The organism is Microbacterium sp. MF43, from assembly GCF_012847295.1.
In the GTDB taxonomy this organism is placed as follows: Bacteria; Actinomycetota; Actinomycetes; order Actinomycetales; family Microbacteriaceae; genus Microbacterium.
Window position 1 is genome coordinate 160362 of sequence record NZ_JABBDY010000005.1, and the last position, 12834, is coordinate 173195.

The 12834-nt window shown below is 71.6% G+C and carries 14 protein-coding genes; 3 read left to right on the top strand and 11 right to left on the bottom strand.

Annotation, left to right across the window (positions count from 1 at the left end; all coding sequences use genetic code 11):
- Positions 1-82: 82 nt before the first annotated feature.
- Both HF323_RS14540 and HF323_RS14545 read right to left on the bottom strand, forming a co-directional pair.
- Complete coding sequence (locus HF323_RS14540; RefSeq protein WP_317451095.1) at positions 83-826, bottom strand: DUF2071 domain-containing protein; 744 nt, start codon at positions 824-826, stop codon at positions 83-85.
- Between the two features lie 2 nt (positions 827-828).
- Positions 829-2277 (bottom strand): FAD-dependent oxidoreductase, encoded by a 1449-nt coding sequence (locus HF323_RS14545; protein ID WP_169583586.1) that lies wholly within the window; start codon positions 2275-2277, stop codon positions 829-831.
- Between the two features lie 120 nt (positions 2278-2397).
- Here HF323_RS14545 and HF323_RS14550 point away from each other — a divergent pair, with 120 nt between their 5' ends.
- A complete protein-coding gene (locus tag HF323_RS14550; protein WP_169583588.1) occupies positions 2398-2979 on the top strand; it encodes an HhH-GPD-type base excision DNA repair protein in 582 nt (193 codons plus the stop codon).
- Positions 2979-3401 carry a DUF1801 domain-containing protein gene (locus HF323_RS14555; RefSeq protein WP_169583590.1) on the top strand — a complete coding sequence of 141 codons (423 nt, stop codon included), beginning with the start codon at positions 2979-2981 and terminating at the stop codon, positions 3399-3401. Before HF323_RS14550 ends, HF323_RS14555 begins: the two co-directional genes overlap by 1 nt.
- 7 nt (positions 3402-3408) lie before the next feature.
- Here the strand turns inward: HF323_RS14555 and HF323_RS14560 are convergent, their stop codons facing one another.
- The 9 genes from HF323_RS14560 to HF323_RS14600 form a co-directional block, all read right to left on the bottom strand.
- Positions 3409-4794 carry a glycine--tRNA ligase gene (locus HF323_RS14560; protein WP_169583772.1) on the bottom strand — a complete coding sequence of 462 codons (1386 nt, stop codon included), beginning with the start codon at positions 4792-4794 and terminating at the stop codon, positions 3409-3411.
- A 140-nt stretch (positions 4795-4934) separates the two neighbouring features.
- A complete protein-coding gene (locus tag HF323_RS14565) occupies positions 4935-5315 on the bottom strand; it encodes a DUF4870 domain-containing protein (RefSeq protein ID WP_317451096.1) in 381 nt (126 codons plus the stop codon).
- Between the two features lie 57 nt (positions 5316-5372).
- Positions 5373-6674, bottom strand: coding sequence for an alpha-hydroxy-acid oxidizing protein (locus HF323_RS14570; RefSeq protein WP_169583591.1), 1302 nt, complete (start codon positions 6672-6674; stop codon positions 5373-5375).
- A gap of 244 nt (positions 6675-6918) precedes the next feature.
- Positions 6919-7077: a hypothetical protein gene (locus HF323_RS14575; protein ID WP_169583593.1), complete on the bottom strand. Its 159-nt coding sequence runs from the start codon at positions 7075-7077 to the stop codon at positions 6919-6921.
- A 78-nt stretch (positions 7078-7155) separates the two neighbouring features.
- A complete protein-coding gene (locus tag HF323_RS14580; protein ID WP_169583595.1) occupies positions 7156-8058 on the bottom strand; it encodes a hypothetical protein in 903 nt (300 codons plus the stop codon).
- Positions 8055-9188: an o-succinylbenzoate synthase gene (menC, locus tag HF323_RS14585; RefSeq protein ID WP_169583597.1), complete on the bottom strand. Its 1134-nt coding sequence runs from the start codon at positions 9186-9188 to the stop codon at positions 8055-8057. The genes HF323_RS14580 and menC overlap by 4 nt, the downstream gene beginning before the upstream one ends.
- A 34-nt stretch (positions 9189-9222) precedes the next feature.
- Entirely contained in the window at positions 9223-9372 is a 150-nt protein-coding gene (locus HF323_RS14590) for a hypothetical protein (protein WP_169583599.1), read from the bottom strand.
- A gap of 63 nt (positions 9373-9435) precedes the next feature.
- Positions 9436-10362 (bottom strand): cyclase family protein, encoded by a 927-nt coding sequence (locus tag HF323_RS14595; RefSeq protein ID WP_169583601.1) that lies wholly within the window; start codon positions 10360-10362, stop codon positions 9436-9438.
- 114 nt (positions 10363-10476) lie between these two features.
- Positions 10477-11193, bottom strand: a complete 717-nt coding sequence (locus HF323_RS14600; RefSeq protein WP_169583603.1) for a GNAT family N-acetyltransferase — start codon at positions 11191-11193, stop codon at positions 10477-10479.
- Between the two features lie 177 nt (positions 11194-11370).
- Between HF323_RS14600 and HF323_RS14605 the strand changes: the two genes are divergently transcribed.
- Positions 11371-12771 carry an MFS transporter gene (locus tag HF323_RS14605; protein WP_169583774.1) on the top strand — a complete coding sequence of 467 codons (1401 nt, stop codon included), beginning with the start codon at positions 11371-11373 and terminating at the stop codon, positions 12769-12771.
- Positions 12772-12834 lie beyond the last annotated feature (63 nt).

Consider the following 12834-nt stretch of genomic DNA (forward strand, 5'->3'; position numbering starts at 1 on the left):
TGACCATCCCCAGGGTAGCCCTGTATTCCGATTCCGGCATCCGCCCTTGACAAGCGACGTCACCGTGCACTCGTCGCCCGGCTCACGGCAGGGGGAGACGCTCTCCGCTCCCGAACCACGCCCGCACCCCGGGGCTGTACAGGACCGAGTCCGGCACCGCGGAAAGCCCGGAAACCCCCGCGCGCTCGAGGAGGTTGCTCTCGAAGTGCGTCACCTCGGCCGGGAAGAGCGTCCACGCCTCGTGCGTGTTGGGCAGGCGCATCACGCGCCGTCCGCGTTCCTGGAAGAGCGCCCACCGCGCCGTGAGGAACCTGCTCGTCGGCGTGTCGACGGGCCGGAGGCGATCGACCGTCACGCGAAGGTCGAGTCGCGCGTCACCGAAGCGCCGGCGAGAGGTGTACTCGTGGGTGCTGTGCCGCGCACCGACGCGGTGACTCTCGGTCATGTCGGCCCAGTAGTAGGGCAGGGAGAACAGGGCACGGGCGCCGATGACCGCGGGCAGGCTCGCCGCTTCCAGAGAGCGGAACACGACACCTCTCCGGCCCCGCGCGTCGACGCCGTAGAGGCGCACATTGACCTCGGTGAAGGTTCCCCACCGCCGCAGCGACGGGGAACGCCCGACGCGCGCGTCCTCGAGCCGGAAGGCGATCAGCCCGATCCAGGTCTCGCCGTCGAGGAGATCGGGGACGACTCCCGTGGGATAGAGATGCTCGACCTGACGCGGCGAGACCCGCCAATGCAGGAACGCCGCATCGCGCCACCCTTGGCTCGCGATCGGCCTGCCCTCGAGGGGCGCCCCCGCGGGCAGGATCTCTTCGGCCGCCACGCTCACTCGCCTCGCGTTGGCCCGCCCCAGAGAGCCGCGCGCCGCACGCGCTCTGCTTCCTCTCGCGTGGCTGAGACGACATTCGCGAGGCTGCTCCCCGCCAGCCAGGCACCGACCGCCGCGAGCCCCGAGTGTCCGGCCACCGCCTGGCGGACGGCGGCCGCGCGGGCGTCGTGCCCGAGCGCCGACCGCGGCAGGGGGAGGGGGAACACCGCGCGATGCGAGCCGCGCACGGCGCCCGCGTCGAGGTCGACGCCGAGCAGGGCGGATGCCTCCTCCCGAGCGACGGTCGCGGCATCCGCGTCTCCCCGTCCCGACGCCTCCGGCCCGTCGAACGCGACGTGCAGCACGTGACGCCCCGCGCCGGCGACGCGCGCGAGCCACTCCCAGCGGGCCGTCTCGTGCACCACGCCCGAGGCGCGGCTGGTCCCCGGGACGGGGTAGATCTGCGCGCCGCGCGGTGCAGGGTCGAGCGGCGGTGCGTCGACCACCAGCGTCACGATCTCGCGGGTGCCCGCGGCAGCGGTCATCTGGGTCACCGCGTCGCCGACGAACGGCGAGAGAAGTGACGAGGCCGCCGCCGGACCGACGGCGACGATCATGACGTCGGCGGCCACGGGTTCTGCCGCGTCGATGCTCGCGATCCAGCGATCACCGGCGCGCTCGAGCTGCGACACGCGCGTGTCGACCTTCAGCTCGGCGCCCAGATCGGTGAGCCGCTCGACGAGCGCGGCGACCAGCTGGCCCATTCCGCCATCCAGGCTCTCGACGGCCGCACCCCGGCCCCGGTCCACGAGGAGGTCCGCGACGGCGCCGCCGAGCGACCCGGTGCGGGTGAGGGCGGAGCTCAGCCCCGGTGCGGCGGCGGCCACGTCGACCTGCTCGGGGGCTAGACCGTAGCGCCCGACGCTCAGCGGCGCCACCATGCGTGCCAGCACGGCGTCTCCCATGCGCGTGCCGACGAGCCGCGCCAGGTTGTGCTCCTTGCCGATCGTGAGCGGCGGCCGCAGCCGGTCGAGGTAGGCCCGCCACGCGCCGCCCCAGCCGATGAAGGCACGGGCGCTCTCGTCCCAGGGGTTGGCCGGGATCCCGAGCACGGCCTGCTCCGGCACGGGAGCCGCCGCGCCGCCGCGTCCGAGCCCGGAGATCCACGTGCGGTCGGTGCGCGGGGTCACCACGCGATCGCCGAGGCCCAGCTCCTCGACCAGTTCGCGCACCGCGCCGCCGGCCGACCAGCACGTGACGCCGGTGTCGAGGTTCAGCCCGTCCACCTCCGCGCCCGAGATCGTGCCCCCGAAGGCTCCGGATGCCTCGACCACCGTGACGGGCATTCCGACCTTCGCGCATTCCCACGCCGCCACCAGACCGGCGATCCCGCCGCCCACCACGAGCACTCGTGTGTCGCGGGCGTGAGTGACGAGCTCGTCGAAGGGTTCCGGGGTGTCGGCCATGCGATCCATCCTCCCATCGCGGCCCGAGCCCGCCCCGGTCCGGCCACCCGCGTGCCGGTGCGGGGAGTACCAGCGCCCGATGGCTCGCCACCGGCAGACCGCGAGTGCGAGACTGACCTCATGACGCTCCACATCACCGGGGACGACACCGCCGACCGCCTGCTGACGGACGACCCGCTCGCACTGCTCATCGGGATGCTGCTCGACCAGCAGGTCGCGATGGAGACGGCGTTCGCCGGCCCCCTCAAGATCTCCGAGCGGGCGGGCACGCTCGACGCCGCCGCGATCGCGAGCTTCGACCCCGACGCCTTCATCGACCTCTTCAAGGCGACGCCCGCCGTCCACCGCTTCCCCGGTTCGATGGCCGGCCGCGTCCAGGCGCTGTGCGCGGCCGTCGAACAGGACTGGGCGGGCGACGCGTCGGCCATCTGGAAGGACGGCGACCCCGACGGCGCGACGGTGCTCGCGCGTCTGAAGAAGCTCCCCGGATTCGGAGAGCAGAAGGCGAAGATCTTCCTGGCGCTCCTGGGCAAGCAGTACGGCTACGACGGCGCGGGATGGCGCGAGGCATCCGCCCCGTACGGAGAGGACGGGAGCTTCCGCAGCGTCGCCGACATCGTCTCGCCCGACTCGCTCGCGAAGGTGCGCGATCACAAGCGGGCGATGAAGGCTGCCGCCAAGAGCGGTGGAGGAGGAGTCTGATGCAGAAGACAGGCGGCAGCGTCGCCGCGTTCATCGCCGGGGTCACCCCCGAGAAGCGGAGACGGGATGCCGAGACCCTCGTCGCCCTGATGAGCGAGGTCACGGGGCGCGATCCCGAGCTGTGGGGCACGATGATCGGATTCGGCTCGTGCCACTATCGCTACCCCACCGGCACCGAGGGCGACATGCCGATCGCGGCGTTCGCGCCCCGCAAGACATCCACGACGATCTACCTGCTGCGCGCCGACGAGCACGGCGCGCGGCTCGCCCAGCTCGGTCCGCACACGACCGGGGTGTCGTGTCTCTACATCAAGGACCTCGAGGCCGTCGACGGCGACGTGCTGCGCGACATCGTGGCGGAGGACTACCGCCGGGTGCTCGCCGGTGAGACCGGCGCCGCCGAGATCACGGTCACCGGCTGACCGCCGGTCAGGCTCCGCGCAGACGCTCCGCGAGGTAGTCGCGCAGTCCCTCGAGCGGCACGCGCTCCTGCGCCATGGTGTCGCGGTCGCGCACGGTCACGGCACGATCGTCGAGCGAGTCGAAGTCGACCGTGACGCAGAAGGGCGTGCCGATCTCGTCCTGGCGGCGGTACCGGCGTCCGATGGCGCCGGCGTCGTCGAAGTCGATGTTCCACTCGCCGCGCAGGGTCTCGGCGACTTCCCGCGCGATCGGCGAGAGCTGCTCGTTGCGCGACAGCGGCAGGATCGCCGCTTTGACCGGCGCGAGGCGCGGGTCGAGCTTCAGCACCGTGCGGGTGTCGGTGCCGCCCTTCGCGTTGGGTGCCTCCTCCTCGTGGTAGGCGTCGACGAGGAACGCCATCATCGCGCGGGTGAGGCCGAACGACGGCTCGATCACGTAGGGGACGTAGGTCGAGCCCGACGCCTGGTCGAAGTAGTGCAGCTTGTGGCCGGACGCCTCGGTGTGGCTGCCGAGGTCGTAGTCGGTGCGGTTGGCGATGCCCATGAGCTCGCCCCACTCCTTGCCGGGGAAGCCGAAACGGTACTCGACGTCGACGGTGCCGGCCGAGTAGTGCGCGCGCTCGTCTTCGGGGACGTCGAACCGGCGCATGTTGCCGGGGTCGATGCCGAGCTCGACGAACCAGTTCCAGCAGTCCTCGACCCACGCCTTGAACCAGGTGTCGGCCTCGGCCGGCGGGGTGAAGTACTCGATCTCCATCTGCTCGAACTCGCGGGTGCGGAAGATGAAGTTGCCGGGCGTGATCTCGTTGCGGAACGCCTTGCCGACCTGGCCGATGCCGAACGGGGGCTTCTTGCGCGAGGCGGTGAGAACGTTCGAGAAGTTCACGAAGATGCCCTGCGCCGTCTCGGGGCGGAGGTAGTGGAGGCCGGACTCGTCGTCGACGACGCCGAGGTAGGTCTTCACGAGGCCCGAGAACGCCTTGGGCTCGGTGTACTGGCCCTTCGTGCCGCAGTTGGGGCACGGCACGTCGGCGAGGCCGTTCTCGGCAGGGCGGCCCTTGCGCGCCTCGAAGTCCTCGAGCAGATTGTCGGCACGGAACCGCTTGTGGCACTGCAGGCACTCGACGAGCGGGTCGGTGAAGGTGGCGACGTGACCGGATGCCTCCCACACGCGCTTGGGCAGGATGATCGACGAGTCGAGACCGACCATGTCGCCGCGGCCGCGCACGAAGGTCTGCCACCACTGGCGGCGGATGTTCTCCTTCAGCTCCGTGCCGAGGGGGCCGTAGTCCCATGCCGAACGGGATCCGCCGTAGATCTCACCGGCCTGGAACACGAACCCGCGATGACGGGCGAGGGCGATGACTTTGTCGAGGCGGGACTGCTCGGCCACGGTGGCTCCAATGGTCGGGATGGGGGATCTGCCGTAATGCGGCGATCGCCGCGGCATCCGTCGATTCTAGTCGGCCGCCGCATGCCGGCCGACGGCGCCGACCTCCCGCCGGGCCCCGGCTGAGCGGCTCGCCCGCCCGCTCAGCGGACGAAGCGGATCGCGAGGGGGTACTGGTACCACTCGCCGCGACTCGCCTTCACGGCGGCGATGATCGAGCACACCAGGTTGAGCACCGCGATCGCGAGCAGGATCACGAATCCGACGAGGACGATCGTAAGCACGCCACCGACGAGGGCGTAGATCAGCAGGCTCACCTGGAAGTTGAGCGCCGCGGCGGTATGGGCGCGCACGAATGGCCCGCGGTCCTTGAGGATGAGGAAGCCGATGAGCGGCACCAGGAAGTTGAAGAAGAGCGAGCCGACGTGCACGAGGGTCGCCCACGTCTTCTCGTCGGACGGACTCATCGGCTGCGGCGGCTGCGCATAGGCGTAGGGCGCCTGTGACGGGGGAGGGTAGCTCACCCGGCCACTCTACGAAGCCGCCCGCCGCGACGCACGGGGGAAATCCCCCGAGTCGTCTCAGACGTGCCGCAGCGCGTCCTGCCCGACCTCGGCGATGGCGGTGTGCCCTGACAGGCCCAGGGTGATGTCGAGCTCTGCGAGCACGTTGCGCACCACCTCGCGGACGCCGTCCTCGCCGGCGATGCCGAGTCCGTACGCGTACGGGCGGCCGAGCGCCACGACGGTGGCTCCGAGGGCGAGGGCGATGAAGGCATCCGATCCCTGTCGCACCCCGGAGTCGAAGACCACGGGCACCCGTCCGCCGACCCGCTCCGCGACACCCGGCAGCGCGTCCAGGGTGGGTACGGACTGGTCGATCTGACGGCCGCCGTGGTTCGAGACCCAGACGCCGTCCATACCTGCATCGAGGGCACGCGCCGCGTCGTCGGGGTGGACGATCCCCTTCAGGATGATCGGCAGCGAAGTCCACTCGCGCGCCTTCGCCACGTCGTCCCAGGTGAGCGCGGGCGTCGAGAACACCTCGAGGAACGTCTCGACCGCCGTGCGCGGCAGCGGAGACCGCAGGTTCTCGCGCAGGCCGGCGCCGGTCAGCGCCGCCCCCTTGCGGGCGATCTGCACGCCCGCGGCCACCGTCTTGGCGGTCAGCTTGACGGCCGGTGCGGGCGGTGCCGAGGCATCCGTCCCCCTCCTCACGCGCTCGCGAACGAGCTGCTGGAAGACGGGGTCGCTGGTGTACTGCGCGATGCCCAGGCCCCGCGTGAACGGCAGGTAGGCGAGGTCGAGGTCGCGTGTGCGCCACCCGAGCAGATGGGTGTCGAGCGTCACGACGATCGCCTCGCACCCGGATGCCTCGGCACGCCGCAGCAGTGAGGCGTTGAGGTCGTCATCGGCCGACCAGTAGAGCTGGAACAGCCGGGAGCCGTCGGGGGCGGCATCGGCCACCGCCTCCATCGGGTACGACGCCTGATTCGACAGCGCGTACGGAACGCCGAGGTCGGACGCGGCGCGCGCGACCGCGAGATCGGCGTCGGCATGAGCCAGCTCCATGACGCCGAGCGGTGCGAGCAGCAGCGGCGTCGCGCGCCGCCGACCGAGGAACTCGACGGACAGATCCCTCTCGGCGACATCGCGCAGCGGCCGGGGCCATATCTGCCACCGCCGGAACGCCGCCGCGTTCGCCTCCATGGTGCGCTCCGCGCCGGCGCCGCCGGCGATATAGGCGAACGCCTCGGCCGAGAGCGAACGACGGGCGCGCTCCTCGAGAGCAACGTCGTCGACGGGAACACGAGGCCTGCCGCCGCTGATCCCCGCGCGGTAGATCTCGGATTGCGTGCGGCGCGAAATCCCGCTGGTTGGCATGCCGTCAGCCTAGGACCCGCCCTCTCGCGGAGCCTCCAGCGACGGGGTTCGCGGCGGGCGACGGATTCCGCAGGCAACGTCAGCACGGTCGATCCTCGCGCTGAGCGCGCTGCTCATGGCACTGGGGACCGGCCTGCTCATCGCCCGCCGACGCCGGGTGTGAACGCGACTGCGGGGCGGCGCCGTCGTGGCGTCGCCCCGCAGGTCGTCCGTCGCGCGCCGCGACGCGCGTGCCGCGCGGAGGTCAGGTCTGGCGTCGGATGAAGCGCATGAGCCAGGCGATCACGGCGATGACGATGATCACGAGGCCGATCCACAGCAGGAACTTCGCCGCTTCGATGAACACGCCGAGAAGCAGCAGCACGATGCCGACGATGAGGAGGATCACAGCTAGTCCGGTCATGTCCCCTACCTTGCCGCGGGTGAACGACGCGGAAGAAGGGCTTGACAACCCGCGGTGCCGCGGGTCAGCCGATCGGCGTCACTCCGAGCCGAACCCGCACCACTCTGCCACCCACGTCAGGATCTGCCCGCGCATCTCTTCCGAGGCGGCGAGCTCGATCTCGCCCTCCTCGCCGTCGATCGTGACGTCCAGGTCGAAGCTCGTCCCCCGCTTGTCCTCCTGCACCGCGTGCGGGTCGCACCGCAGCGGAACGAGCGGCAGCGAGAGGACGACGGACTCCGTGTCACCCTCGGCGAGCTCCAGCCCGACGGGATAGTCGTCGGCAGTGGCTCCCGCGCCGGCGTCGAACGTCAGCAGGTTGGTCGTCTGGATCGAGCGGATGCCTCCACCCCCGGCTCCCGTCGGCGTCACCGTCAGCTCCAGAGCGGCCGGCTGACCCGCCGGTGAGGGGGAGAAGCCCGTGAACGCGAGGTCGGCCGCCTGCGAGAGCAGGACGACACGGCACTCCCGCTCGTGGAGCGGCGGCACGAAGCCGAGCGGATCCTCGAGCGGCTCGGTGGCGTGGCCCCGTGCGTCGCCGAGCGTGTAGTCGACGACGAGCGTCGCGGTCGCGGCATCCGGATCCACCTCCTCGTCGCACGCGACCGGCGGAAGCTGCACGCGAACGCCCACCGAGCGACCCGGCCCGACGGTGCTGTCGCGCGCGTTCACCCGGCCGATCGAGCCGTCGAAGCGCGGATCGTCGACCAGGAGCTCGCCGACGACGAGCGTCTCATCGGTGCCGTTGGTGACGACCACCTGCGCTTGGCGCGCAGCGACGTCGGACCGCAGCTGCTGCAGCTCGACCGTCACGCCGGCAGGCAGGCCGTCGAGCTCGCTCGGCCCGGACGGCTCGTCCGCCGCACACGCAGAGGTCGCGCACGCGGCGAGCACCACCGCGGCCGCCGCCACGGCCCTGCGCCACCCACCGCCCCACCTCATCGCGTGAGCGTCTCCCGCGCGACGGTGAAGTCCTCGAGCGCCACCGGATCGATCTCGACCCCGAGGCCGTGCCCCGTGGGTACCCGCACGTGCCCGTCCTCGAGCACGGCGGGCTCGGTCACGATGTCGCGCGCGTAGAACCGGCTCGACGCCGACACGTCGCCGGGGAGTGTGAACCCCGGCAGCGCGGCGAGCGCGGCGTTCGCCGCCCGGCCGATGCCGGTCTCCAGCATGCCGCCGCACCACACCGGGATCGAGGCATCCCGGCACAGGTCGTGGATCGCGACCGCCTCGAGATAGCCGCCCACGCGCCCGGCCTTGATGTTGATGACGGATGCCGCACCCAGCGCGAGCGCGTCGGCGGCCGCCTTCGCCGACACGATCGACTCGTCGAGGCACACCGGCGTCGTGAGCCGCCGCGCGAGAGCAGCGTGGTCGACGAGGTCGTCCTCCTGAAGCGGCTGCTCGATCAGCAGCAGGTCGAAGCGATCGAGCTCGGCGAGCGTGTCGGCGTCGGCGAGCGTGTACGCCGAGTTCGCGTCGACCTGCAGCATGATCCCCCCGAACGCGTCGCGGACGGCGGCGGTGTCACCCACGTCGCGGCCGGGCTTGATCTTGATCTTGATGCGCGCGTAGCCCTCGTCGAGGTAGCCCCGCACGACGTCGACGAGGGCCGCCGGATCGCGCTGGATGCCGACCGAGACGCCGCTGGGCACGCGGTCGCGCGCGACACCGAAGTACTCGCCGAGCGCGCGGCCCTCACTGCGCAGCGCCGCGTCGAGGACCGCGAGCTCCAAACCCGCCTTCACCATGCGGTGGCCGACGAAGGGCCGCAGGACCCCGGCGACCTCTTCGGGTGCGAGCGTGCCGCGGTCGAGCAGCGCCGGCGCGAGCCACCGGAGCGCGACATCCCACGCGCTCTGGGTGTACTCGCTGGAGTACAGCGGGGCGGCGCTCGTGACGATCTCGCCCCAGCCGTCGCCGCCGGACGTCAGCGCTCGCACGACGATCGCCTCGCGCACCGTCTCGGTGCCGAACGACGTCGTGAACGGGGTAACGAGCGGCAGGTGCAGCACCCGCAGTTCGAACCCTTCGAGGGCGACGGATGCCGCGGCAGACGCGATGGGCATGGGCTCAGGGTAGTCCGCCCGCCGTCCGCGCGCGTCAGTGCGCGAACCGCGTGGGCCGCATGTCGGGCGCCACCGGAACGAAGGTTCCCCGAGCCCGGCGCGGTGCGCGACGGCGTGCCTTGCGAGCGTCGCCCCGCAGTACCGTCGCGAGCCCGGTCACCAGGATCTCGATGTGTTCGCGCATGATCTTCTCCTCGCGTGCGTGTCTGCAAGGGAGGAGCCGCTGCGCGCGGCACAGATACGTCGGCTAGGCGGGAACCTCGGCGAACGCGCGCACCGGGAACGTTCCGAAGCCCTCGACCGCCGGGGGCGCCGCGGTGAACCGGGCTCCGCGCGCCGGCAGACCGCCGAGGTTGGTGAGGTGCTCGACGACGTGCACGCCCGCGCCGAGCAGCAGGGTGTGCGCGGGGCGCTCCCCTCCCGCCTCGGTGTCGTCGATGTTGAGGGAGTCGATGCCGACGAGCGCGGCGCCGGCGTCGATCAGCCACTGCGCCCCTTCGCCGGTGAGGTAGGGCGCACGGGAGCCGTACTCGGGCCGACCGAACCAGCGGTCCCAGCCGGTGTGCAGCAGCACGGCCGCTCCGCGCACGTCGCGATCGGCGAGAGTCTCGGGGCGGATGCCGCGGCGCTCGGGCGTCCAGGCGTCTTCGAGATGGAAGACCTCGGCACGCAGGCCGACGAGCGACGCCAGCTCGAGCCCGGCGAGATCGGGGCCCTCGGCGTAGCGGTGGAACGGGCTGTCGAGGTAGGTGCCGGTATTGCCGACCATCGTCAGGATGTCCATCGCGAACTCGGTGCCGGGCGCGTACCTCGCACGCGAGTCCTCGCGCGTCAGGTGCGGCGTGATCGTCGGCGCGGGCAGACCGGGATACGTGACGAGGCCGGCGCGGATGGGGTGACTGAGGTCGACGACCCGCGGCTTCGTCGACGGCGCCGCGGCGGAGGCATCCGGAACCACCCCGCGGCTGCCACGGTGGGGTTCTTCGACGATGCGCAGTCCGCGCAGCTCGACCTCGTCGACCAGGGCCAGCCCCAGGTGCCGCACCAGGAGGCGGCCGATCGCGTCCTCGGTCGCATCGGCCGAGGGCAGGTCGAGGCGGAAGCCGGTGCCGGCGAGCCCACCGCCGTTGGCGAACCGGATGTCGAAGTCGAAGTGGGCGCGGTACTCGGGCATGACGCGAGCCTAGGCGGGCGGGCCGCCGCAGAACTGCCGCTGACCGTCGGATTACGGTCGTTGAACCCCCGGTCGTCGAGCGAGCCGCAGGCGAGACGAAACGCCCCGGCAGGTTCAGGCCGGACGCACGAACAGGTAGCCGCGCTCGTCGTCGAAGCCCCCGATCACCAGGCCCTCGGCGAGCTGGGTGAGAACGCCCTCGCGCAACCGGGTGCGCCAGGCCGCGGCATCCGTCGGCGCTTCGCGCCGCATGGTCTCGATGTCGTGCGGCACAGCGACCGACGCGACCACGCGCCCTGCCTCGGGCGTGGGCACGGGCGGAGCGGCGAGCGCCCACGACACCATGAGCCGGTCGGTCTCGTCGCCGCGGTTGACGCCGTCGTCCATCGGTCCGTAATGGTCGACGAGGTACTCGGTCACGCGGGTCCCGAGCACACGCAGGTTGAAGTGCGCGTTGCGTGCGACGAGCGGATCGAAGGTCCACGTGATGTGGCCCACGTCGCGCGCGAGCGCCCACTCCCGCTGGTGCTGCTTGAGCACGCGCCCGAGGCCCTTGCTCTGGTGGTCCGGGAGCACTCCCGTGATGTGGCTGTGCATCGAGCGCGCCGCGGGGGCGGCGAAGAAGGCGACGGATGCTCCGACCATCCGCTCTCCGTCATAGAGCCCGACCGCATAGTTGCCCGCGTGGGCGAGGGCGCGCAGCAGGTTCGGCGGCATGCCGCCGCGGTCACCGCCCCACACGTCGGCGAGCACCTGCGACGCGGCGTGCACGTCGGCGACGGTGTCGAGCGGGCGGATCGCGAAGCCCGGCGGGGGTGACGTGTCGGCCATGGATCCAGTGTGGCACTCGCCGGCGCGCACAACTCCTCCGGGGGCGGCCAGGCCTCGTCATCCGCCCCGCTCTGGGGCCAGGCAGGAGGAGGTGTGCACGCCGGAGCCCGGCGTCCGGGGCGCGGATAGCCTGGACGGATGGGCACGGATGAGGACGCGAGAAGACGACTCACCCGGATGCCCCGCCAGGGCGCGATCGTCGCCGTGCTCGCGATCGCAGGCTTGGCGTCGTCGTTCATGTTCACGCTCGTCGTGCCGATCCAGTCGAAGCTGCCCGAACTGCTCGACGCCAGCCGCGAGGACACCGCATGGGTCGTGACCTCGACCCTGCTCGCCGCCGCGATCATCACGCCGATCTCGGGCCGGCTCGGCGACATGTACGGCAAGCGACGGATCGTGCTCGTGCTGCTCGCGCTGCTCGTCGTCGGCTCGGTCATCGCCGCGCTCTCCCCCGGCATCGTCGGCATCATCGTCGGCCGAACGCTGCAGGGCGCGGTCGTCGGCGTCGTTCCGCTGGGGATCTCGATCCTGCGCGACGTGCTGCACGAGAACCGCGTCGACACCGCGATCGCGCTCATCAGCGCGACGCTCGGAGTCGGCGGCGCCCTGGGTCTGCCGATCAGCGCGTTCATCACCGAGCGCAGCGACTGGCACATGCTGTTCTGGCTGGCCGCCGGCCTCGGCGCGGTGGTCTTCGCGCTCGTGCTGTGGATCGTCCCGGTCAGCGTCCTGCGCACCGCCGGAAGGTTCGACTTCGTCGGCGCGGCGGGGCTCAGCCTGGGGCTGCTCGGGATCCTGCTGGCGATCTCCCGGGGGAATGAGTGGGGCTGGACCTCACCGGCCGTGCTCGCCCTCGGCGTCGGCGGCCTCGTCATGCTGCTGGCGTGGGGCTGGTACGAGCTGCGGATCGACGAGCCGCTCCTCGACCTTCGCGTCGCCGCGCGACGCCCGGTGCTGCTGACGAACATCGCGTCGGTCGCGATGGGCTTCTCGCTGTTCGCCTCGAACGTCGTCTACCCGCAGATGCTCGAGCTGCCGGTCGCCACCGGCGGCTTCGGCCTGTCGCTCCTGGCCGCGAGCTTCGTGGTGATGCCCGCGGGCATCGTGATGATGGTGCTCTCGCCCTTCTCGGGACGGCTCGCCCGGACCGTCGGGCCGAAGCTGCTGCTCGTGCTCGGCGCGATCTCGCTGATCGTCGCCTACGGGTTCACCCTTCTCTTCTCGAGCGAGGTGTGGCAGCTGGTCGTGGCGAACATCCTCATCGGCGCCGGGATCGGCTTCGGCTACGCGGCGATGCCGATGCTCATCATGCGCTCGGTGCCGCAGTCCGAGACGGGCGCCTCGAACGGGCTCAACGCGCTGTTCCGCTCGCTGGGCACGAGCACCGCAGCAGCGGTCGTCGGCGCCGTGCTCGCGACCTACACCGTGGCGCACGAAGGAACCGCAGTCCCCTCGCCGACGGCGTTCCAGCTGTCGTTCGTGCTGGGCGGGGCGGCCGCCGTGATGGCCCTTCTCGTGGCGCTGTTCATCCCTCGGCACCATGCGCCTGAGGAGAGGCATCCGTCCCTCCGGGAGTGATGACGTCCCCGCCCGCGAGGGGTTCGCCCGCTCGCCTGACGGCACGGCGTGATCGACAGGGCA

Coding starts and splice junctions, on each gene's coding strand:
- HF323_RS14550 (WP_169583588.1), top strand. CDS start 2,398: ATGACGCTCCACATCACCGGGGACGACACCGCCGACCGCCTGCTGACG.
- menC (WP_169583597.1), bottom strand. CDS start 9,188: ATGCCCATCGCGTCTGCCGCGGCATCCGTCGCCCTCGAAGGGTTCGAA.
- HF323_RS14605 (WP_169583774.1), top strand. CDS start 11,371: ATGCCCCGCCAGGGCGCGATCGTCGCCGTGCTCGCGATCGCAGGCTTG.
- HF323_RS14555 (WP_169583590.1), top strand. CDS start 2,979: ATGCAGAAGACAGGCGGCAGCGTCGCCGCGTTCATCGCCGGGGTCACC.
- HF323_RS14580 (WP_169583595.1), bottom strand. CDS start 8,058: ATGAGGTGGGGCGGTGGGTGGCGCAGGGCCGTGGCGGCGGCCGCGGTG.
- HF323_RS14595 (WP_169583601.1), bottom strand. CDS start 10,362: ATGCCCGAGTACCGCGCCCACTTCGACTTCGACATCCGGTTCGCCAAC.
- HF323_RS14575 (WP_169583593.1), bottom strand. CDS start 7,077: ATGACCGGACTAGCTGTGATCCTCCTCATCGTCGGCATCGTGCTGCTG.
- HF323_RS14545 (WP_169583586.1), bottom strand. CDS start 2,277: ATGGCCGACACCCCGGAACCCTTCGACGAGCTCGTCACTCACGCCCGC.
- HF323_RS14590 (WP_169583599.1), bottom strand. CDS start 9,372: ATGCGCGAACACATCGAGATCCTGGTGACCGGGCTCGCGACGGTACTG.
- HF323_RS14600 (WP_169583603.1), bottom strand. CDS start 11,193: ATGGCCGACACGTCACCCCCGCCGGGCTTCGCGATCCGCCCGCTCGAC.
- HF323_RS14570 (WP_169583591.1), bottom strand. CDS start 6,674: ATGCCAACCAGCGGGATTTCGCGCCGCACGCAATCCGAGATCTACCGC.